Genomic DNA, 21,431 nt, shown 5'->3' on the forward strand with positions numbered 1-21,431 from the left:
TCCGGGCTTTCGTGTCTAGACTCACTAGTGCTTGCCTCAATCCGCTCAATCGCGCTGCAAAATGATAACCGAACAGGCCGCCTCGTCGAAACCCATGACCCCTCCGCCATTTTCGGCCAGCGCGGTGCGTGCGCCGCTGACCTGCCGCGCGCCGGCTTCCCCGCGAAGTTGCAGCATCAGTTCGTCGATCATCGAAAGCCCGGTCGCGCCAACGGGGTGCCCCTTGCTGACAAGGCCGCCAGAGAGGTTGATCGGGATCGAGCCGCCGAGCGCAGTCGCACCGCTTTCGGCGAACCTGCCGCCCTCGCCGATGCCGCAGAAGCCGAGCATTTCCGATTGGTAGAGTTCGCAGAACGAAGTCGCATCGTGCACTTCGGCAAGGTCGATGTCCGAAGCGGTCAGCCCGGCGGCCTTGTAGGCGCGCCGGGCGGCGAGCTGCGAAAGCCCGGGCTCATCAAGCCGGCGATACTTGCCTGCCGTCATCGTGCTCGCCGCAATCCGCACCGCCCGCGCGCGGACGGCGGCGGGCTGGCGCGCCAGCCATGCGCCCGAGCAGACCAGCGCGGCCGCCGCGCCGTCACCGATGGGCGCACACATCGCACGGGTGAGCGGCCAACTGATCGGCCGGTCTGCGAGGACATCCTCGGGCGTGAGGGCAAAGCGGTATTGCGCCTTGGGATTATGCACCGAAGCGGTGTGGTTCTTGGCGCAGGCAATGGCGATCTGGCGGTCGGTCGTGCCGTAAGTGCGCATGTGCCACGCGGCCTGCATGGCATAAGTGTCCATGAAGATAGTCCGGCCCGGGCCGGGTTCAAACGGCTTACCGGCTGCTTCACCCGCCGCCGCGTAGTAGGTAAGCCATTCCTCCCGGTCGTACTGATCGATGCCGCCGTCAAACAGCGCCATTGTGCGCTCGGGCGCCCCGGGGTTGAAGGTCTTCTCGACACCGAAGGCAATGCTGAGATCGGTCTGGCCGCTCAGCACGTCCTTCCACGCGCCGTGGAGTGCGATCGATGCGGTTGCGCAGCCGCCTTCGACATTGATGACCGGCACCCGTTCCGGAAACAGCCCCTCACGCACCAGCGGGGTGAGGCAGACCTGCCCCCGGATGCTGCCTTGCCCGTCGGTCCACATGCCGCAATTGCCGAACCACGCCATGCCGATATCGTTGCCATTGGCGAGGCCGGCATCGGCGAGCACGCCGAGATAGACCTCGCGCGTAAGGTCCTTGAAGCTGCGATCGGGGAACTTGCCGAAGCTGCTCGAATAGCTGCCGACGATATAGGCGTCTGTCATCTGGCTTGATCCCACCACGGTGCGCGCAGTTCGCGCTTCAGCACTTTGCCCAGGGCATTGCGCGGGAACGCCGCCCTCAGTTCCAGACCCGCCAGCCGCTGCGTGCGCGCCAGCCGGGCGTTTGCCCACTCAAGCAGGCCATCGGGATCGGGCTCTCCTCGCGGAATGACAAGGGCGAGCGGCGTTTCTCCCCATTTGGGGTGTGGAATGCCGATCACCGTCACGTCCTGCACTGCAGGATGCTCGCCGATCACGGCTTCGAGATCGGCGGGGAAGATATTGAAGCCGCCTGAAAGGATCATGTCCTTCTTGCGATCGACGATGTGGAGAAACCCTTCTTCGTCGAGATAGCCCAGATCGCCGCTGCGCAGGTATGCTTCGCCTGCCGCATCGCGCCACAGGATCGCGGCGTCGAGGTCGGGCCGGTTGTGATAGCCCGCCATCATGCCCAGCCCGCGCCCGACGATTTCACCAACTTCGCCGCGAGCGCATTCATGGTCGTCGGCGCCCACGATGCGCATGTCGAAGCCGAGCACCGGGCGGCCGACAGCGCCGGGCCGCGATGGCGTGTCGCCGGGCCCCCGCATCGTCGCGAAGCCTTCGCTGAAGCCGTAGAGCTCGTAAACATGCGGGGTCATTCGCGCGATTACCGCCTCTCGCGTATCGGGCCGGAGCGAGGACCCGGCAGACAGCAGCGCCTTGAGGCTGGAGAGATCGTGCTGGCCCAGTGCCGGGTCGTCGAGCGTGACGATGCACTGGGTCGGCACCATGAACGCGTGCGTCACGCGGTGCCGCTCGATCAGCGCGAGCGCACCGGCCGGGCTGAACTGCTCCATGATGACCACGGTGGCGCCCAGCAGCAGCGGCGGCAGCACCATGAACATCGTGCCGTTCGAGTAGAGCGCGGTGGTGACGAGGGCGACGGTATCGCGGGTCATGCCGAGCTCGAGCGCATTCGACCACGCGAAATGCGTGCGCGCGCCGTGGCTCTGCACGATGCCCTTTGGCAGGCCCGTGGTGCCGGAGCTGTAGATGATATTGAAGCGGTCTTCCGGGCGGCTTTGTACGCCGGGATCGCTATCGGGCGCGGCGGCGAGCAGGGCATCGCCTGCTTCCCAGCCTTCGCCGGTAAAGCCGATTGCGATACGTTTCGCACCGGCGGGCAAATCTGCCGCCTCGACCAGCGCGCGGTTTGCGGCGGAGACGAATACCGTCTTCGCGCCGCTGTCGGCCATCATCGTTGTGATCTGCGTGCCGGTCAGCAGACCGCTGATCGGCACCATGCAGGCACCTGCGCGCACGATGCCGAACATCACTTCGAGCATTTCGAGCGAATTGGTCATGACCAGCGCGACCGGATCATCATGCGCCGTGCCCATGCCAAGCAGGGCATTGGCGACGCGGCTGGTGGCGCGGTCGAACTCGCCCCAGGTCAGCTGCCGCTCGCCGCAGATCGCCGCGATCCTGCCCGGCGCAAAGCGCGCGTGGGTCGCCCAGATGCTGGCCATGCTGAAGGCGGGAGCTTCGATCATCGCGCGCTATCCATTCGACCTTGGCCCAGTCTCCCCTGGCCCCGTGACCATCGGCATTTCGCGCACTCCGCGCATGGTCAGCGTGTCCATATATTCCACCGTATCGGCCGCCATGGCGACGTTCGGGAAGCGCGCGAAGAGGCGGCTGATCGCGATGCGCGCTTCGGCCCGGGCAAGCGGCGCGCCGAGGCAGAAGTGGATACCGTGGTTGAACGTGAGGTGCCGATTGGGCGAGCGGCCGATATCGAAGCGCGCGGCGGCATCGAATACGGCTGGATCATGGTTGGCGGCATTGACCATGGCATAGACCCGGTCGCCTTTCTGCAGTGTTTTGCCGCGCATTTCGAACGCCTCTTTCACCACGCGGACGACGGCGCCCGTTGGCCCTTCGAAGCGCAGCATTTCCTCCACAGCGCTTGCGGCAAGCGCAGGGTCAGCCAGCAGCCTTGCCTTCTGATCCGGGTTTTCCAGCAGCGCGCGGATACCATTGCCAATGAGGTTGGTGGTCGTCTCGTGCCCGGCAAACAGGAAGAGGATGCACGAACCGATCAGTTCGTCCTCGGTGATCTGGCCGGTCTGCTGCAGCATCACAAAATGCGAGATCACATCGCCGCGCGGGTGCGCTTGCCGGTCCTTTGCGGCAGCGCGGAAGTAATCCGCCATCGCGACGATCCCGGCGCGCCCGGTTTCGTACTTGTCACCGGTGCCGGTGGCATTGCCTAGGAAAGGCTGCAATTGCATCGACCAGTCGCGCAAACGGTCCATATCCTCGCGCGGGACGCCGAGCAGATCCATGATCACGGTGGCGGGGAGGGGATTGGCAAATTCGCTGATGCATTCGAAACGGCCATCGCCGCGCGCTGCGATCCGGTCGAGCAGGCCGTCTGCCAGTTCGGTGATCCCCTCTTCAAGATCGCGCATTACGGCGGGCGTGACGACCTTGTTGAGCAAGGTGCGCAGCCGGGTGTGATCGGGCGGATCCTTGAAGACGACCCAGGTGTTCAGATAGCGGATAAGGTCGCTCAGCCGCGCGCGTTCTTCGCCTTGCTGGCTTTCGAAAAAAGGTGTGAGCCGGTCCGAGGTCACGCCGCTGTTCATCTGCACGGCTTTGACATCATCATGACGCGTGAGGACCCAGCCTTTGAGCAGGGGCGACCAGTGCACCGGGTCTTCAGCCTGAAGGCGCAGCAAAGTTTCCAGCGGGCGCTGGATGACGTCCGGATCGCGCGGATCGAAGACCAGACTCGTGGTGGGCATATTGCAGGAAAAGCTCCGAATTTCCTGCTTTGGCTATCACCCGGCCCTTGCCATAGCAATCGCTTGTTTGGTAGCATCCCCCAAGACGTAAAGGCGCGGGCCGAACCCGCCGCTATTGTGCGCAAAATGCTGCGGGAGAGAATGTGATGCTCAAGCTTGTTGCCGTATGGTCGGCGCCGAAGCCCGAAGACCGGGATGCCTTTGAAACCGCCTATGCCAACGTGCACGCGCCTCTCGCGCGGGCTCTGCCCAATCTCACCAGCCTCGAGACCATTCTGGTCGCCGAAGGGCTTGAGGGCGTGCCGGCCGATGCCTACCGCTTTGCCATCATGACCTGGGCCGACAAGGCCGCGATGGAGCGTGATGAACAGACGCCCGAATGGCTCGCGCTGCGTGCCGATGCAGGCGGGATGATCGAGCGCTTCGGGGTGACGCTCACGTCCTCCGTCGGCCACGTCGGCTAGGCGCGCGCGATGGCGATCCTTGTCACCGGCGGCACCAAGGGTATCGGCCTTGCGATCGCGCGTCGCTTTGCCAAGCCCGATACGGATGTCTTTCTCAACTTCCGCGCTGATCAGACAGCTGCGGACAAGGCGAAAGCGGAGATCGAAGCGGCGGGCGCACGCTGCCATCTGATCCAGGGCGATGTCAGCACGCCGGAAGGCGCGAAGGCGGTTGTCGCGGCGGTCGCGGCAAGAACCGACCAGCTTGACCAGCTTGTCCATTGCGCGGTGACTGTGATCCCTGAACCGCTACTCACCGTCGATCCTGCCGCCTTCACCGCAGCAATAAACCTCAATGGCACGGCGCTCGTCTATCTGGTGCAGGCCGCGGTGCCACTGTTCCGGCGCGGGAGCACGGTGTTCTTCCTTTCCAGCAGGGGCAGCCGGACGGTTATCCCGAACTACGCCGCCGTCGGTGCAGGCAAGTCGCTGGCGGAGAGCCTGATCCGCTACCTCGCGTTCGAACTCGCTCCGCTAGGCGTTCGCGCCAATTGCGTCGCGCCGAGCGCGGTCGATACCGAAGCGCTGCGGCAGGTCTACGGTGCGCAGACCGAGGAGATCATGCGCCAGTCCGCCGCCGCCAGCCCGAGCGGGCGCAATGTCGTCGATGATGATTATTGCAGCCTGATCGAATATCTCGCGAGCCCTTCCGCAGCGATGATCCAGGGGCAGGTCGTGTTCGTGACCGGAGGTTCGTACCTGGCGGCCTAGAGCAGTGAGAGCCGCAGTTCGCGCTTGAGGATCTTGCCGCTCGCATTGCGCGGCAGGTTCTCGGCGAACACGACCTTCTTGGGGACCTTGAAGGCGGAGAGGTGATCGGCGCAGTGCGCCAGCACATCCGGCATCTCGAGCGTATGGCCATCGCGCAGCACGATCACCGCCGTCACCGCCTCGATCCACTTGGGATCGGGCATGCCGATGACCGCCACTTCGCTGATCGCAGGATGGCGATACAGCACTTCCTCGACCTCGCGCGAGGCGACGTTTTCGCCGCCTGTCTTGATCATGTCCTTCTTGCGATCGACCACCGTGATGTAGCCCTGGGCGTCCGCCACGCCGAGATCGCCGCTGTGGAACCAGCCGCCGGCAAAGGCTTCTGCCGTGCGTGCGGGATCGTTCCAGTAGCCGCTGAGGAGTTGCGGCGAGCGATGGACGATCTCACCCACTTCGCCGTGAGCAACCGGTTCCATCGCATCATCGACGATGCTGGTTTCTACATGCAGCGTTGGCCGGCCGGCGGAGCCAAGGCGCTCGGCATGTTCTTCGGGAAACAGGATTGTTGCGACAGGGGCAATCTCGGTCTGGCCGTAGAGGTTCCACAGGCGAAGCTGTGGAAGCCGTGCGTTCATTTCGCGCAGCACTTCGACCGGCATGATCGAGGCGCCGTAGTAGCCTTTCTGCAGCGCCGAGAGATCTGAGGTTTCCATGGGCGGTGAACGCAGGAGCGAAATCCAAACGGTTGGCGGCGCGAAAAACGACGTCGCTTTATGCTGCACCAGAAGCTGCAGCACGTTGTCCGCAGCAGGCGAGCCGGTGATGACATTGGTGGTGCCGACATGAAGTGCGGGGCCGATCATGCAATCGAGCTGAGCGCAGTGGAACAGCGGCATTGCGTGAAGCGCCACCGTATCGCGGGTCCACTCGCAATCGATGATGCAGCTCTGGTATTCCCACAAGACGGCGTTGTGCGAAAGCATCGCGCCTTTGGGGCGGGATTCGGTACCGCTGGTGTAGACGATCTGGAGGAGATCTTCGCCGCCGCGCTGCTGCGGGGCGATCGGTTCGTCCGAAAGCAGGTCGGTCCATGCGGGCAGGCCGGCAGGTGAGGGCGCCCATTCGCCGGGGATGCCGAAAACATGGTCGAGCACGTCACTTCGGGCCGCAAGGCCGGTTTCCATCGTGGTCTCATCGACGAACAAGACACGGGCGCCGGAGTGATCGAGGATGAAGCGCACGTCCTCGGCATTGAGCATGAAGTTGATCGGCACGAGCACCGCATCGGCGCGCGCGATAGCGAAGCGCAGCGCGATGAAGGCGTGGCTGTTGCGCGCAAGGATCGCGACGCGGTCACCCGCCTGCACGCCGAGGTGCTTGAGGCCGGAGGCGAGCCGCTCCACCTCGCGGAGGAAGCCTGCATAGCTCCACGTCACATCGCCGCAAATGATCGCGGTCTTTTCGCCGTGCCGCTCAGCCGAGCGGGCGAGCATGGCCGACAGAGACTGCGCCCGCGCGCGGGTGATAACCGGATCAGGATGCATTTCCGCAGGCATGGCAATCCTTGGAACTGGGGTGTTGAGGGGACTTTACACAGCAAAAAGGGAGCAGCGCCACCGGCACTGCTCCCCCCTTGTGAATCAGGTGCTTACTTCCACTTGACCTTGAGCGACACACCATAGGTTGTCGGCATGCCGACCGCTTGGGTGATGATGTCGTTGTAGGAAATGATATTCTGGACGTTGAACTTGTTGAACACGTTCTTGCCCCAGGCCGAGATGCTCAGGCGGTCGCCGGGGAAATCATAGCCGATGCGGGCATCGACGATGGTGTAGCCGTCGATCCGGAACGGATAGGTCTTGGTCGAGCGGTACGGCGCCGGCGGGATCTTCAGCGTGCTGCCGGCGATATAGGCATCGACGTCCGAGCGATAGTTCGCCGAGGCACCGATGAAGAAGGTTCCGCCATTGCCCATCGGGACCCGGTAATCGATGTCGCCGGTGAGGCTCCACGTCGGTGCGAAGGGCAGGCGGTTGCCGGCGAAGTTGTACGGCGTACCGGCGCTGCCGTATCCGCTGCCAAGGATGTTACCGAAGACCGTGGTGGCGGTGTAGGAGTCCACCTTGGTCTTGAGGTAGCTGCCCGAACCGGTCAGCGTCAGACCCGACACCGGGCGGACGATAAGGTCGGTTTCCACGCCGAAGATGTGCGACTTGGGCACGTTGTCGAGGCGCTGGAGCAGGCCGAACAGGGCGGTATCGACGGTGCCCTGGATCTGCTTGTCCTTGTAATCCTGATAGAAGATCGCACCGGTCCACGAGATCGTATTGTTCATGAACTTGGCCTTGAAGCCGCCTTCATACGAGGTGACCCGCTCCTGCCGCGCAGGGGCGAACACGTCGACCGTTGCACCGGTGATCACCGGGAAGCTGCCGGCCTTGAAGCCGCGCGAAACGTTGGCGTAGACCAAGAGATCGCTGGTCGGCTTGAAGTCGAGGCCTGCCCGCCACGACACGTTGTTCTCCGCGAGACGGCCGAGGTAGGGCTTGCCGTTCGTGAAATCCGGGAAGAACGAGTAGCACTTCCCCGAATTGTTGAGGCCGAGGCCGAACAGCACCGAAACGCGCTGGTCGGGCGCGGCGTCGTTGTTGCACATGCTCTCGTGGTTGAGCGAATGGGTGTAGCGGATCCCGGCCTTGAAGGTGAGTTGGTCGGTCAGGTCGTACTCGCCGTTGGCGAAGGCCGCGATGTTGTCCATCTTGCCCCGGCTGTCGACGGTGCTGATGTGAATCCAGGCAGTACCCGCATTGGACAGCGAGTTGTCACCATAGGTGATGTCCTGAATCTCGTTGACCTTGCTGTGGTTGTAGTTGCCGCCCAGCGTCCAGCGGAACTTCTGGCCCGGAGATGCGGCGTTCGAGATGCGCAGTTCCTGCGAGAAGTCGTCGATCGTGCCGTCATCGCGCGGGGCGTCGACCATCTCGTAAGGCGAACCGTCGAGGTCGAACGACATTTTCTGGCTCAGGCGGTTGTAGCCGGTGATCGAGGTGATCGCGATGCTGTCGCTCACCTGGAAGTCAGCGCGCAGGATCGCCTGGAACAGGGTGCGGTCGCCCGAGGGAACGGCAGGCGGGGTCGCGTACTGGAAGCCCGGCGTATAGCCCGGGGCAGGGCTCAGCGGGAACGGCAGGCCACCGGTCAGCGGGCCCGGGATGCGCGCGACCGTGGTCCAGCTGGCGGCGCGCAGGTTCTGCGGCGTGAACGGCGCATTCAATTCCGCAAACGACGGCGCAGAGGGGACTGATGGAACCGAAGCGATGATCTGCAGGGCTTGCGGCTCCGAGCGGTCGACCGACCCGTTGAGGTTCAGTTCGAACTTCAGCTTGTCGCTGGCCTGCCAATCGGTGATGAAGCGCGCGGCAACGTAATTCTGCGTGCCGTTCTTCTGCTTCGGGTCGAGGAAGTTGTACTGCCAGGCGTCGCGATGCGCCGCATCGATGGCCAGCCGCATACCCAGCGTTTCGCTGACCGGCCCGCTGATGAAGGCAGTGCCGTGGATCTCGTTGAAGCGGCCATAGTCGAGATTGAAGCCGGCCTGGAGTTCCTTGGTCGGCTTGGCAGCGACATAGTTGATCGCGCCGCCGGTCGAGTTCTGGCCGAACAGGGTGCCCTGCGGGCCCTTCAGAACTTCGACGCGCTCAAGGTCATAGAGTGAGTGGCCGGCGAGGACCGGGAAGGTGAGCGGCGCCTGGTCCATCGAGACGCTGACCGCCGGATAGACGCCCAGCGCGTCGGCGTTGTAGCCGATGCCGCGCAGGGTGTAGACCGGGGTGCCATGGGTCGAGGGCGCGAGCGCCATGCCCGGGATGTATTTGACGAGGTCTTCGGCCTTGTTGATATTCCGGCGTTCGAGCAGCGAGGTGTCGAACGCAGCGATGCTCGCACCGACCTTGCTGATGTTTTCGTTGCGCTTGTTCGCCGTCACGATGATTTCGCCGACAGGAGCTGCATCCGCGTTAGCCGCTTCGGGGGCGGGGGCGGGAGCCGCATAGGCGGCCTGCGCCATGCTGGCGATGCCGATTGCAGTGGAAGCAGCAAGCATGCTGCGCCGGATCTTGTTCATTTCCCTCTCCTCTGATGTTTCGTTTATCGTTGTTTTTTGGCGTTGATTTCGGTGGTCAGCTTCGGAGCAAATCCGCAAAAGTGTTGATCGCGCGCCGCAGGATGCGGTCGGCCGTGGGGAAGGCGGCTCGCATGGTGGCAAGGCCGTGGATCAGGCCTTTCGCTTCCATGAAGTGCACTTCCATCCCGGCATCCGCCATCCGGCCAGCCATGGCCCGGCCCTGATCGCGCAAGGGATCCAGCCCGGCGGTGAGAATGACCGCGGGCGGAAGCTCGGCAGGAAGCGGGTGCAGCAAGGGCGATGCTGCCGCGCCGGCTGCCATTCCGTCCGCGGGCAGGTAGTCCGCAGCAAATCGGGCCAGCAGCTTGGCATCCAGGATAAAGCCTTCGCCGAAAGCCTCGTAGGAGCCGCGATCAGGCGCCGTGCAATCGAGCCAGGGATAGACCAGAAGCTGCGCCTTCACCGTCTCCGGGCCAAGCACGATTGCCACATGAAGTGCCAGATTGCCGCCCGCACTGTCTCCCGCCGTTGCGAGGCCGGTAACCGGTGCTTCAAGCGCATCCGGGCTGCCCAGAACGAACCGGGCCGCTGCGACGCAATCGTCATGGCTGGCGGGGAAGGGATCTTCCGGCCCCATACGGTAATCCACCGCGACCACGCGCAAGCCGGTGATTGCTGCGATTGTCGTGCAGACAGGATGATGCGTGTCGAGATCGCCGATCACCCAGCCGCCGCCGTGCATATAGAGCACGACAGGGCCCGCTACGGCGTCGCCGGGGAAATAGGCGCGCAGCGGGCAGGGGCCGCCATCGAGATCGGCCCAGCGCACGCCGGGTTCGGGCGGTGCATCAAACAGGCCGCCCATTGCCAGATAGGTCGCGCGCATGTCCGCTGCCGACATGTCGGCGAGGTGCGGGCCGCCCTGCTCGGCTATTCCGGCCAGCACAGCCGCGGTTTCAGGCAAGACAAACGGTTGTTCCATCAAGAGGCTCCTGCCATCTGCAAAGACACATCCCGCCCGCCAGATGCATGAGCGCGGGCGCCGACGCCGGATGGCCGCATTACGGCTCGATCCGCACTGCCGGGTCCGATTTGACCCAATACCGCAGCAAACATATGAAAAATAACAATATCCCCGAATTTCTCATGCATGTATCGGGAAAGTTAGGCGAACAGACGATGCCGCGCCATGACGCTGCGCGCCAAGTTATTGACGGATGTGGCCAGCGCCCGCTACCTTCGCGCTATAAGGGCCAGACAAGGTCAATCACGAGGGGATGGGGCATGGACTCCAATGCACTCTACGCGACGTTGCCGGATCTGAGCGCGCGGATCATGCGCAGTGCCTTGGCGAGCGAGACCAGGGTTGATTGGGATGATTTCTGCCGCAGCAGTCATGTGCGGCCGGTTCGGTTCGACGCCTACTCCGGCCAGCTGCTGGCGCAGGAAGAATTGCAGCTGCAAAAGTCGTTCGCCGCCTGCACAACGAGTTCACGCAATATCTGGTTCGACGTCGGCCTGCGCTACCGTGCGATCAAATATGGCGAGCTTGGTCTTGCGATGATCACCGCGCGCACGCTGGGCGAGGCGCTGCAGATCGCGTGCCGTTGCCAGTCGCTCACCTATTCTCTGATCAATTACCGCTATGCCTCAGCCCCCAATGGCGCCTGCGCACTGATCGGCAGCTGCGGCGAGCTGGCCGAGCCGCTGCATGATTTTACGCATTACCGCGACCTTGGCGCGATCCGGACATTGATTGCGGACGTCATGGGCGGCGAACTGCCACTTGAGCGCGTGACGTTGACTACGCCGCCTCCGCCGGACTGGGCGCAGCAACAGCGCCATTTCCCATGCCCCGTGCAGTTCAACGCGGATCAGACCCAGTGGCTGTTCCTGCCGGGCGCCGCCAATCTTCCGCTGCCGATGGCCGACAACGATCTCGTCACGCTCTACAGTTCTCGCTGCGATACGATGCTGCGCCGCGCCCAGATCGATGGCACAATCAAGGGGCGGCTGGCCGCGCGGCTCAGCCGCAGCAACAGCGATTTTCCCACTGCCGGTGAAGCGGCCCGCATGCTCGCGCTATCAGAGCGGACGCTGCACCGCCGGCTGGCCGAAGAAGGCACGCGCTTCTCGGCGATGATCGATGAGGCACGCTACAGCCGCGCGCGGGAATTGCTGATGGATGGCCATATGGCGATCGAGCAGATTGCCGTCGCGGTCGGGTTTGCCGAACCCTCAAGCTTCTCCCGCGCGTTCAAGCGCTGGTCGGGCATGGGGGCGCTGGAATACCGGCGGCAGGCCCAGGCCAGGAACGCGCGTCCCGCCTGAGGCCTGCCTGACCGGTCCTGCTCGGCCGCCTCAGCTATAGGCGAACTCGGCGCCTTCGAGATTGATCGCGGGAATATCCTCCGCCTCGCGCCAGTAGTCTTGCGTGTGGCGCCATTCGGGCTGTTCGCCAAGGCGCTTCGGCAGCTTGTCCATGTCGCGCATCAGGTAGCTCGGATTGAAGTTGTCGTCTTCGATCCATGGCAGCAGAGGCTCGTGTGCAAGGGCGGGCGGCACCACGATGTTGACTTCGCTCGCGCCTTTTTCGTCCATGTGGCGCAGCATGCGGCAGACGAAATCGCCCAGCAGATCAACCCGCAGCGTCCATGCTGCGCGGAAATAGCCGAACACCCACACCATGTTGGGCACGCCTTCGAACATCATGCCGCGGTAGGTCGCCTTCTCCGACCAATCGATGGGTTTGCCGTCCACCTCGAATTCGATGCCGCCCATCATCAGCAGCTTGAAGCCGGTGGCTGCCATGACGATGTCCGCCTTCAGCTCATCGCCCGAGCCGAGCTTGATCCCGTCCGCCGTGAAATGGTCGATGGTATCGGTGATCGCAGTCACCTTGCCGTCGCGGATGCGCTCGAACATGTCGCCATCGGGGATGAACGCCAGGCGCTGCTGCCAGGGGCGATAGCGCGGCGTGAAGTGGGGCTCGAACTGGAAATCCGGCCCGGCATATTGGCGGATCAGTTCCTTGAGTTCCTCGAACACCAGATCCGGTTCGGCCCGCGCGCGGTGGTCGAGCATCTTGAGGTTGTGGAGGTAATCGAGCCGCACACAGCGGTGCACGGTGTCCTCGTCCACGCCGATTTCGCGCAGCCGGTCGGCAAGATCGCTGCGGTTGGGATAGCAGTAGAAGTACGTCGGCGAACGCTGCAGCATGGTGACATGCTTTGCCTTGTCGGCGAGGACCGGGATCACCGTCGCGGCGGTCGCGCCTGAGCCAATGACGACGACTTCCTTGCCGGCGTAGTCGATGCTGTCGTCCCACTTCTGCGCGTGGACGAGCAGGCCCTTGTAGTCCGCCATGCCCGGCCAGTCAGGCAGGTAGGGGTTCTGGTGGTCATAGTACCCCTGGCACATCCACAGGAAGTTCGCGCGATAGGTCGGGCCCTCCGAACCGTCGGTCAGCTTCGTCTCGACCGTCCAGAGCTTGTCGGCGGTGGACCACGAACAGCGTGTGATCAGCGTGCCGAAACGGATCGCGCTGCCGATATCGTTTTCGGCGAGCACATCGCGCAGGTACTTGCGGATTTCCTCGGCCGTGGCGATCGGCGGGCCGACCCAGGGCTTGAACCGGTAGCCGAAGGTATAAAGGTCGGAATCCGAGCGGACGCCGGGGTATTTGTGCGTGTGCCAGGTACCGCCGATATCGTCCTTGGCTTCGAGCATGACGAAGCTTTTGTCGGGGTTCTGGGTCTTGAGGTGATAGGCGCTGCCGATGCCGGAGATGCCGGCACCCACGATCAGGACATCGAAATCCTGCGTCGCGGCGCCCGAACTCTGCTGTGGTCTTTCCATTACTTCGGTCACATCACGCTCCCATTCGGCCAATGCCCGGCTGCGACAGGCATCGCGCCGGTTATGCCATGAGAATTTCGCCAAGACGGCGTCTGATGCAACGTCGCGAGCCGCCAACTAACTGGCCCGGCCCGCCATTCATGATTCATGTGAGTGAGGCGGGCCGGCTCGTTGGGAACCGGCCCGGGGGCGTCAGAGCCCGGCGCCTGCGCGCATTTCCTCGATCAGTTCGAAGTGGAACGCGAGCATGCGCTCGTTCGGTTGCTGCGGGCCGAAGAAGTCCATCTCAGGATCGACGACTTCGGTCCGGACGCCCGACAGCGCCTCGATCAGCGCAAGGCCGCAGAACGGCACATAGGCTTCGGAATAGCCGCCCTCGTGGATCACGGCGAGCCGCCCCCCGCACAGTTCGTCCGCCACCTTGATCATGCGCTCGGTCATCTCGCGGTAGCTCTCGGAATGCAGCATCTGCCGGGCGAGAGGATCGGCCGCATTGGCATCGAGGCCGCTGGCGATGACGATGAGATCGGGTTGATAACGCTGCAGCGCCGGGATCACCACGCGGTCCAGCGCCCTCAAGTACGTCTCGTGCCCGCTGCCAGCGGGGAGCGGCACGTTGAGATTGGCGCCAAGCCCTTCGCCTTCGCCGCGATCCTCATGGCCGGTGTAGCCCGGCGGGAAGCAGCGATCCTGATGGATCGAGATCGTCAGCACATCGCCGCGGTCGTAGAAGATGCTCTGCGTGCCATTGCCATGGTGCACGTCCCAATCGACCACCGCGACTTTGCCGAGGCCGTGCCGCGCCTTGGCGGCGTCGATGGCGATGGGAATATTGGCAAGCAGGCAGAAGCCCATCGGCTGATCGGCAAGGCAGTGGTGCCCTGCCGGACGGCACAGCGCATAGGAATTGCGCGCGCGGCCTGCGACGACCGCGTCCACGGCCTCAATGGCGAGGCCGGCAGAAAGCGCCGCGAGTTCGAAGCCGCCCTTGCTGAACGGGGCAAAAAGGCCGAGCTCGCCGCCACCGGCGTCGCTCACCCGCTTGAATTCGTCGATGTAGCTGGCGGGATGGATACGCAGCAGATCCTCGCGCGTAGCCGGCGCAGCGCTGCGCACCTCAAGATGTTGATCGAGCCCGGCGGCACGGACGAGATTGAGCAGTCGGCGCTTCGATGCCGGTGTATCGGCGCCATAGCTGCCCGAAGGCGGCTCAACCCAGTCACCGATCGGAAAGAACAGCGCCTGAACGCCGGTGCAGTGCCAGAAGGTTCGTTCGTCGGTCAGGAACAAGGTCGCATCGCTCATTGGGTCTCTCCCTCGCTTCGCAGGGAATATGGCTCCCCCGCCTTGGATGCTGGCGGCACCTTGGCGTGGTGCTTCTCGCCGGCCGATGTAGCCTTTCCGGATCTGTTCCGGGAACACGGTGATTGGCAACCGGGGCGCTTCCGTAGCGGAGCCCGCATCTGCCCGAATTGTTCAAGGCGGCATATGGCGGCTGACCAGAGCTCTCTGGCTTGGCCGAACAGGCCATTTTGCGGAACGGGCAGGCTCTGCCGGAGCTTCCGTCAGACGGAGGGACGCCGCAGCATGCGGATCGTGTTGTCGCGGTAGTGCTGCATCAGGGTGTGGAGATTAATCGCCGAAGGATTGGCCAGCCACTGGTAAACGAGTCCGAAGATGAAGGCGCTGAATTCGACCGCGAAGCTTTCGGGGTCGACTTCGGGCCGCACTTCACCGTCGCTGATCGCCTGCGCCAGCCAGCGCGCGGTATCCTTGCGGTAGGCGATGTGGTTGGCGGCGAGGCGGCGACGGACCAGCGGGTAGCTGCTGATCGATTCGAACCACAGGATATACATCGCCTGCATCTGCTTGGTGCGGTTGAGCAGGAAGAACTCCACCGCATCGAGCGCGCCCTCGATGGCCGCGAGCCCGGTGTTCTTGCCGACGAAGCGGCGCAGTTCGGCGGCCCACTTCTCGTTGAAGTCCCGCACCAGGAAGCCGAACAGCGTTTCCTTGGAGCCGAAACGGTTGCTGGCAAGGCCGCGGCTGTAGCCCGCGCGCTCGCCCACTTCCTTGAGCGTGGTGTTATGCGTGCCGAGTTCGACGATCAGGTGCATCGCCGCCTCGAACATGCGTGCGTCAGAAAGTGCGGTGCGTTCGCCCTGGGTCAGCCTCGGGCGCTCGACCGGTAGTTCGCCGGGAGATGAGATATTCACGTTCAATCCTAGTCTCCGGAGGTGAACCCAGTTTCCACGATGACAGTCATCCCTCCGGCGTCGAACTGCTCCCTGAGTGTCTTCTTGTCGAACTTGCCGACACTTGTCCTCGGGATGAAGTCCGCATGTGCCCAATACTCGGGTATCATGAATCTGGCAAACCGCTCGCGGAGGCCAGAGCGCAATGCGGCGGGGACAAGTTTCGCACCGGGCGCCGGGACCACCACGGCAAGCGGGCGTTCTTCCCAGCGCGAATCGGGGATCGCGAAGACAGCCGCTTCGGCAACGCCGGGCAGTGCGGCGATGCCGTTTTCGAGATCGGCAGAGGAAATCCACTCGCCGCCCGACTTGATAAGGTCCTTGGCGCGGTCGGTCACTTCGACAAAGCCGAGCGTATCGATCCGCCCGACATCGCCGGTGCGCAGCCAGCCATCTTCGGTGAGGCGCGACCCTTCCGACCCTTCGTGAAGATACCCGCCCGTCACCCAAGGCCCACGCAGCTGCAAATGGCCCATGGCCTTGCCGTCCTCGGGCAGGCGGCGGTCGTCGTCATCGACGATGCGCACCTCCATCCCGGGAACGGGCCTCCCCGCCTTGGCGCGCCACGGGGTTTCGCCTTCCGGCCCCGTCTCGCGCGGGGGGAACGAGAGCACGCACATCGGGCTCGTTTCGGTCATGCCCCAGCCTTGCACGACATCGACGCCCCATGCCGCCTTGACCCGTTCGATGAGGCTCGCGGAAACCGCCGAGCCGCCCGAGACGATGGTCCGGAACGAGGAGAGATCGAGCGGCGCAGTGGCGTGGGCCTGGAGCAGATCGTTAAGGATCGTCGGCACCGCAGCCATCAGTGTGGGCCGCTCCTGCGCGATGAGGCGGGCAAGATGCGCGCTCTGGAGGTGCGGGCCGGGGAGGATCAGGTCGCTGCCTGCCAGCCAGCCGGAATAGGGCATGCCCCAGGCATTGGCATGGAACATCGGCGGGACCATGAGGATGCGGTCACGGTTCGAGATGGCAAAGGTATCCGCCGCCATCGAGGCCAGGCTGTGCAGAAATACCGAGCGGTGCGAATATGCGACGCCCTTGGGCAGTCCGGTGGTGCCCGAGGTGTAGCAGATCGCTGCAGCATCGTTCTCGATAAGCTCGGGCCACGCTGTCATCGGTGCGGCGGCGGCAATCAGGTCCTCGTAGCTGTGGACCGTCCCGCCAAAACCCTCGATCACAGCGGGAGCCTCGCCCACGACGATCACGTGGTCGAGCGCCGGGCATTTTCCCAGCACAGGCGCAACCGCAGGGAGCAGGACCGCATCGACGATCAGTGCGCGGTCTGCGGCATGGGTCATGATGTAGTGAATCTGCTCGGCCGGCAGGCGCACGTTGAGCGTGTGGAGGACCGCGCCCATCGCCGGGATCGCCAGATAGGCTTCGAGATGTGCAGGATTATTCCAGCAATAGGTCGCGACCGGCTCGCCGAACGGCGCACCCAGCGCGGCAAGCGCACCCGCGAGCTGGCGGGCGCGGCGGGCGGTCCCGGCGAAACTGCGCGTCTGCATGGCGGTGCCGTCGAACGAGAGAACCTGACTGGCGCCGAACAGGCGTTCGCCGCGATCGAAGATCATCTGCGTCGACAGCGGATGATCCATCATTGTCGATCTCACCGGACTTTCCCCTTCTCGAGGATCGCTGCCGCCTCTTTCAGCAGGGCGGGCACATCGCGCTCGAGGCCGCGCGAATAGGCGCTGTCTTCCTTGCCGCGCGCGTGAAGCACCCAGGCGCCCTCGACAATGGCGGCGAGGCGCCAGGCAGCGAAGACGATGTAGTAGTCGATGTGCTCGTGGCCGAAACCGGTGACGGCGGACCAATGCTCGGCGAGCGCGCGTGCGGGGAGGGCGCCCGGGCGGTTGGTCAGGCCCTGCACAAAGGGAAAGCCGAGTTCAGCCGCCGGATCGCGCTGCCAGAAGAACAGGCAGAGGCCCAAATCGATGAGCGGATCACCCAGCGTCGCCATCTCCCAATCGAGAATGACACGAAGCTCCGGCCGGTCCGGCGCGACCAGGCAGTTGTCGAGATGGAAATCGCAGTGAATCACGCTGGCGCGGCCCGCAGCGGGCTGGTTGGCAAGGAGCCAGGCGCCGATTTCTTCCAGCAGCGGAAGATCGCGCACGCGGTCCGCCGCACGCACCTTCAGCCAGCGTTCGACTTGCCGCTGGACGAAGCCCTCCGGCCGCGCAAAGTCTGCGGGCAGTACGTCCTGCCAATCCACGGCATGAACGTGCCCGATGCCTTCGACCATTGCGAGGCCGAGCTGGTTCACGGTCTCGTCGGTATCCGGCCAACCGGCAGGGAGGTGTTCGGTCAGCGCAACACCCTCGACCCATTCGGTCACCGCAAAAGGCTGGCCGATCACGTCGGTATCGCTGCACCATGCCACCGCCTTGGGCACGGGCGCGCGGCCCGCGAGCGCGGAGATCACGCGGTACTCGCGCTCGATCCCGGCGGCGGCCTTGTCCGATATCACGTTGACCGGCGGGTGGCGCAGCACGAGCCGGCCTTCGCGGGTCTCGATCAGGCGCGTGACGTTGGAATTGCCGCCGGTGAGCAGCGGGCCGAGCGTAACGTCGTCGCGCCCGGTCGCTTCGGCCAGCCATGCCTGCAGGCGCCTCTCGGCATCTACAGGTTGCACATCAGGCCTCCGTCGGTGAACACGACGGACCCGGTCATGTAGGGTGCGCTCGCGACCCACCAGCACACATCGGCCATTTCCTGGGTCGTGCCCATGCGCTGAAGCGGGATGCGGCTAATGATCGCCTTGCGCGCGCGGTCTGAAATGGTGGCGGTCATCTCGGTCTGGACGAAACCGGGCACGACCATGTTGACCCGGATCTGCCGCCGCGCGAGCTCGACCGCGAGCACGCGAGTGAGGCCGGTGAGCCCCGCCTTGGAAGCGCCGTAACAGCTGTCGCCGGGAAAGCCCCGGAAGCCGACGACCGCGCCGACATTCACCACCGATCCGCCTTCGGGCATCAGGCCCGAGAGCGCCCGGACCATCCGCATCGGGGCGGACAGATTGGTGGCGAGCGTTGCTTCCCAGTCCTCGTCCGCGATCCGGTCGAGCCCGCCGCCGCGATGCAGGCCGGCATTGTTGACAAGCACATCAAGCCCGCCCCAGCGCGCTTCGACTTCGGCGGCGATGCGCGCAACGTCGCTTGCGCTGGTGACATCGGCGGATATGCCGAAGACGTCTCCCTCGATCGCGTCCGCGATCCCCGCAATGCCGGGATCGCGGCCAACGATGCAGACCCGCTCGCCCCGGCTGGCGGCGAGCGAGGCGACCGCGTGGCCAATGCCGCGCGATGCCCCGGTCACCAGCCAGCGGCGGGCATCAGGCCGGGATCCGGCAGGAACCTGCACCATGTTGCTTGCAGCTCCGGATCAGAACGTCTGGGTGACCGCAACGCCCCACGAACGAGGCGGCCGCGGCGCGCCATAGCTCCAGACGTTCTGGACGTCGTAGCCAATGGTCCAGCCGTTCTCGTCGATGAGGTTCTTGCCGAACACGCTGATCATCGTCTTGTTGATCTTGTAGCTGATCGAGGCGTCCAGCAGGTTCTGGGCAGGATTGCGCAAGTTGGGGTTGTTGAGGAACGTCAGCTCGTGCGCGCCGATGTGGTGCAGTTCGGCGTTGACCATCAGCGTGCCGGGGCCAACGTTGTTTTCATACGAGGCGCGCAGATCCCAGGTCCAGCGCGGCGCGCGGCGGATCTTGAGGAACGTTGCATCGACCGGCGTGCCGGTGCTGTAGATGTCCCCGAAGAAGTCCTTGTACTTGGAATCCAGGTACCCGAGGTTGCCGCCAATGGTCAGGCTGGAGGTGACGCGCGCGGTCAGGTCGAGCTCGATACCCTTGAGATCGGCCTTCGAGGCGTTGATCGTACGGTTCTCGCGCCCGGTCGAGGTGCCGGGGGCCGGCACGTCGAGGTCCTGCTGCATGTCCTTGTATTTCATCAGGTAGAAGGCGCCGTTGAGGCGGATCTTGTCATTCAGGAACTGGGTCTTGAAGCCCAGTTCATAGTTGTCGAGTGTCTCGGGATTGTAGGGCGTGGTGGCAGCGCCGATCGTGGCGGGACGACCGTTGAACCCGCCGCCGCGATAGCCGCGCGACCACAGCGCATACGTCATCACGTCGGGCGTCCAGTTGTAGCTGAGGCTCACCTTGGGCGTGAATTTCGACCAGCTCGCCTGAATGGGCGTGGGCATCACGATATTGACCCCGGCCACCGGCGGGAGCGTCACAATCGGGTTCTTCTCTTCGAGCGTGCCGTAAATGTAGATGGTCTTGTCGTTGACCTGCGTGGTCTTGGTGTCGTGCGTGTAACGGCCGCCGAGCGTGAGCTTGAGCTTGTCGGTGATCTTGTAGTCACCCTCGAAGTAACCGGCCCAGGACTTCGTCGTCTGGGTCACGTCCTGCGCGCTGGTGAGCAACGGCGGGCCGGCAAAGCCGATGTAGTTCTTGAGGTTGATGGTGTACTTCGAGAACCACTGGTAACCGCCGAGCACGAAGGTGAGCGGGCCATTTCCGCCCATCACGATGCGGGCCTCGTTGGTGACCTGCCGCCAGCGAGCCGGACGATCGGTGTGGTAGAGCGTCTGCGGGGTGGAATCGAAGTCCTGGTTGATCGATTCCTTGGTCTTCAGGTAGCCGAGGATGTACTCGAAATCGAGGTTGTTCCCGAGCTCGTACTTGACCTTGCCGATCGCCATGTCGAGCTGGAAGCGCGCGCTCTTGTTGACGGGCGCATTGCTGATGCTGACATAGCGGTCGCCAGTGATCGGCTGGTCCGGAGTGGGCGAGCAATACTTGTACGCCGCGCAGAACAGATCGGTCGGCTTGGTCAGCGCAGAAAGCTGCGGCGGATCCTGCCGGGTAAGCTGGTGATCGTAGCTGAGGCTGATTTCGAGCGCGGGGGTGGGGGTCAGCAGCAGCTGGCCGCCGATGGCGCGGAAGTCCGATTTCTGGCCCGGCTGGTTGAAGGTCTTGTTGAAGATATAGCCGTCGGACGAATTGTAGGCGCCCGAGACCTTGAGCGCGACATTGGGCGCGAGGCCGAAGCTGACAACGCCCTGAAAATCGTAGGTGTCGAAGCTTGAATAGGTGCCGCGCACCTTGCCAGTGAGGTCTTGCGTTGGACGCGAGCGGGCGAGATTGATCACGCCGCCGGTCGCATTGCGGCCAAACAGCGTGCCCTGCGGCCCGCGCAGCACTTCGACGCGGTCGACGTCGATGGCCTTCAGCAGGCTGCCCGAGCTCTGGCCGAGGTAGATATCGTCGATCACCACGCCGACTGCGGGATCAACCGACTTCTCGACGTCGGCCACGCCCACGCCGCGGATGTAGATGGCGGCCACGCCGCCGGGGCCCTGCTGGGTATCGTCGATGAGCACGTTGGGCGCGGAGTTGGCAAAATCGCGCACGTCCGAATCGAAGCGCTTTCCAAGATCGGTGAGGCTGAGCGCGCTGACCGAGGAAGACACGTTCTGGAGGTTTTCCGTGCGCTTGCGCGCGGTCACCACGATGGCCTCGAGGCCCTCATTCGCTTCGCTGGCGCTTGCTTGGCTCGTACCGGCCTGCTGGGCGTGGGCTTGGCCCGCGACCAGACCGGCGGCTGAAATAGACGCCGCCAGAAGCGCGCGCATTGCCTTTACCGACATGCTCATCCCGTCTCTCCCTCTCATGCCGCGCTCTTTTGGCGCGGCCACATTATCCTCGGCGACGGCATCCTGATTCTTGCGCGATGGGGCGGGGGATTCTCCTTCCCGACGCGCAGCGGACCTCGTTGCCTGCGGCGGTTCTATCAAACTTGCTATACCCGAACAAGTTATATTGCGACTGAGGTTGGGCGTGGAATCAGTGAGGCTGTGGATTGGGCGAGTATTT

The 21,431-nt window shown here is 64.1% G+C and carries 16 protein-coding genes; 3 read left to right on the forward strand and 13 right to left on the reverse strand.

The window, feature by feature from the left end; all coding sequences use genetic code 11:
- Positions 1 to 45: 45 nt before the first annotated feature.
- From ACO056_RS10585 to ACO056_RS10595, 3 genes are read right to left on the reverse strand one after another with little or no spacing between them, the layout of a single operon-like run.
- On the reverse strand, positions 46 to 1,296 hold the full coding sequence (locus tag ACO056_RS10585) for a thiolase family protein (protein ID WP_421846468.1): 1,251 nt from the start codon (positions 1,294 to 1,296) through the stop codon (positions 46 to 48).
- Positions 1,293 to 2,828: a class I adenylate-forming enzyme family protein gene (locus ACO056_RS10590; RefSeq protein WP_421846470.1), complete on the reverse strand. Its 1,536-nt coding sequence runs from the start codon at positions 2,826 to 2,828 to the stop codon at positions 1,293 to 1,295. The genes ACO056_RS10585 and ACO056_RS10590 overlap by 4 nt, the downstream gene beginning before the upstream one ends.
- A 6-nt stretch (positions 2,829 to 2,834) precedes the next feature.
- Complete coding sequence (locus ACO056_RS10595) at positions 2,835 to 4,085, reverse strand: cytochrome P450 (protein WP_421846472.1); 1,251 nt, start codon at positions 4,083 to 4,085, stop codon at positions 2,835 to 2,837.
- 146 nt (positions 4,086 to 4,231) lie between these two features.
- Here ACO056_RS10595 and ACO056_RS10600 point away from each other — a divergent pair, with 146 nt between their 5' ends.
- Entirely contained in the window at positions 4,232 to 4,549 is a 318-nt protein-coding gene (locus tag ACO056_RS10600; RefSeq protein ID WP_421846474.1) for an EthD family reductase, read from the forward strand.
- A 9-nt stretch (positions 4,550 to 4,558) separates the two neighbouring features.
- A complete protein-coding gene (locus tag ACO056_RS10605) occupies positions 4,559 to 5,299 on the forward strand; it encodes an SDR family oxidoreductase (RefSeq protein WP_421846476.1) in 741 nt (246 codons plus the stop codon).
- Here ACO056_RS10605 and ACO056_RS10610 read toward each other — a convergent pair.
- The 3 genes from ACO056_RS10610 to ACO056_RS10620 all read right to left on the reverse strand — a co-directional run bounded on the left by ACO056_RS10610 (position 5,296) and on the right by ACO056_RS10620 (position 10,407).
- Positions 5,296 to 6,858 carry a fatty acyl-CoA synthetase gene (locus tag ACO056_RS10610; protein ID WP_421846478.1) on the reverse strand — a complete coding sequence of 521 codons (1,563 nt, stop codon included), beginning with the start codon at positions 6,856 to 6,858 and terminating at the stop codon, positions 5,296 to 5,298. The two genes, ACO056_RS10605 and ACO056_RS10610, sit on opposite strands and share 4 nt — an antisense overlap.
- Positions 6,859 to 6,950: 92 nt before the next feature.
- Complete coding sequence (locus tag ACO056_RS10615; protein WP_421846480.1) at positions 6,951 to 9,425, reverse strand: TonB-dependent receptor; 2,475 nt, start codon at positions 9,423 to 9,425, stop codon at positions 6,951 to 6,953.
- Positions 9,426 to 9,480: 55 nt separating this feature from the next.
- A complete protein-coding gene (locus ACO056_RS10620) occupies positions 9,481 to 10,407 on the reverse strand; it encodes an alpha/beta hydrolase (protein ID WP_421846482.1) in 927 nt (308 codons plus the stop codon).
- Between the two features lie 47 nt (positions 10,408 to 10,454).
- Here ACO056_RS10620 and ACO056_RS10625 point away from each other — a divergent pair, with 47 nt between their 5' ends.
- Entirely contained in the window at positions 10,455 to 11,756 is a 1,302-nt protein-coding gene (locus ACO056_RS10625; RefSeq protein ID WP_421846484.1) for a helix-turn-helix domain-containing protein, read from the forward strand.
- Positions 11,757 to 11,786: 30 nt separating this feature from the next.
- Here ACO056_RS10625 and ACO056_RS10630 read toward each other — a convergent pair whose 3' ends face one another.
- The 7 genes from ACO056_RS10630 to ACO056_RS10660 form a co-directional block, all read right to left on the reverse strand.
- Positions 11,787 to 13,295: a flavin-containing monooxygenase gene (locus ACO056_RS10630; protein WP_421846486.1), complete on the reverse strand. Its 1,509-nt coding sequence runs from the start codon at positions 13,293 to 13,295 to the stop codon at positions 11,787 to 11,789.
- Positions 13,296 to 13,475: 180 nt separating this feature from the next.
- Complete coding sequence (locus ACO056_RS10635; RefSeq protein WP_421846488.1) at positions 13,476 to 14,588, reverse strand: class II histone deacetylase; 1,113 nt, start codon at positions 14,586 to 14,588, stop codon at positions 13,476 to 13,478.
- 260 nt (positions 14,589 to 14,848) lie between these two features.
- A complete protein-coding gene (locus ACO056_RS10640; protein WP_421846490.1) occupies positions 14,849 to 15,499 on the reverse strand; it encodes a TetR/AcrR family transcriptional regulator in 651 nt (216 codons plus the stop codon).
- Positions 15,500 to 15,507: 8 nt separating this feature from the next.
- Complete coding sequence (locus tag ACO056_RS10645; RefSeq protein WP_421846492.1) at positions 15,508 to 17,142, reverse strand: long-chain fatty acid--CoA ligase; 1,635 nt, start codon at positions 17,140 to 17,142, stop codon at positions 15,508 to 15,510.
- An 8-nt stretch (positions 17,143 to 17,150) separates the two neighbouring features.
- Positions 17,151 to 18,179, reverse strand: a complete 1,029-nt coding sequence (locus ACO056_RS10650) for a phosphotransferase family protein (protein WP_421846494.1) — start codon at positions 18,177 to 18,179, stop codon at positions 17,151 to 17,153.
- Positions 18,167 to 18,910 (reverse strand): SDR family NAD(P)-dependent oxidoreductase, encoded by a 744-nt coding sequence (locus ACO056_RS10655; RefSeq protein ID WP_421846496.1) that lies wholly within the window; start codon positions 18,908 to 18,910, stop codon positions 18,167 to 18,169. Before ACO056_RS10655 ends, ACO056_RS10650 begins: the two co-directional genes overlap by 13 nt.
- Before the next feature lie 18 nt (positions 18,911 to 18,928).
- On the reverse strand, positions 18,929 to 21,211 hold the full coding sequence (locus ACO056_RS10660) for a TonB-dependent receptor (protein WP_421846498.1): 2,283 nt from the start codon (positions 21,209 to 21,211) through the stop codon (positions 18,929 to 18,931).
- Positions 21,212 to 21,431: the final 220 nt, after the last annotated feature.

Origin of the sequence: Novosphingobium sp. (genome assembly GCF_965228995.1) — a bacterium.
GTDB lineage: Bacteria > Pseudomonadota > Alphaproteobacteria > Sphingomonadales > Sphingomonadaceae > Novosphingobium.

Bases quoted from the DNA above. Each gene is read 5' to 3' on its own strand.
- ACO056_RS10620 (WP_421846482.1), bottom strand. From the start codon at position 10,407: ATGGAACAACCGTTTGTCTTGCCTGAAACCGCGGCTGTGCTGGCCGGA.
- ACO056_RS10585 (WP_421846468.1), bottom strand. From the start codon at position 1,296: ATGACAGACGCCTATATCGTCGGCAGCTATTCGAGCAGCTTCGGCAAG.
- ACO056_RS10625 (WP_421846484.1), top strand. From the start codon at position 10,455: ATGAGCGCGGGCGCCGACGCCGGATGGCCGCATTACGGCTCGATCCGC.
- ACO056_RS10660 (WP_421846498.1), bottom strand. From the start codon at position 21,211: ATGAGCATGTCGGTAAAGGCAATGCGCGCGCTTCTGGCGGCGTCTATT.
- ACO056_RS10615 (WP_421846480.1), bottom strand. From the start codon at position 9,425: ATGAACAAGATCCGGCGCAGCATGCTTGCTGCTTCCACTGCAATCGGC.
- ACO056_RS10595 (WP_421846472.1), bottom strand. From the start codon at position 4,085: ATGCCCACCACGAGTCTGGTCTTCGATCCGCGCGATCCGGACGTCATC.
- ACO056_RS10655 (WP_421846496.1), bottom strand. From the start codon at position 18,910: ATGGTGCAGGTTCCTGCCGGATCCCGGCCTGATGCCCGCCGCTGGCTG.
- ACO056_RS10605 (WP_421846476.1), top strand. From the start codon at position 4,559: ATGGCGATCCTTGTCACCGGCGGCACCAAGGGTATCGGCCTTGCGATC.
- ACO056_RS10645 (WP_421846492.1), bottom strand. From the start codon at position 17,142: ATGATGGATCATCCGCTGTCGACGCAGATGATCTTCGATCGCGGCGAA.
- ACO056_RS10590 (WP_421846470.1), bottom strand. From the start codon at position 2,828: ATGATCGAAGCTCCCGCCTTCAGCATGGCCAGCATCTGGGCGACCCAC.
- ACO056_RS10610 (WP_421846478.1), bottom strand. From the start codon at position 6,858: ATGCCTGCGGAAATGCATCCTGATCCGGTTATCACCCGCGCGCGGGCG.
- ACO056_RS10600 (WP_421846474.1), top strand. From the start codon at position 4,232: ATGCTCAAGCTTGTTGCCGTATGGTCGGCGCCGAAGCCCGAAGACCGG.
- ACO056_RS10635 (WP_421846488.1), bottom strand. From the start codon at position 14,588: ATGAGCGATGCGACCTTGTTCCTGACCGACGAACGAACCTTCTGGCAC.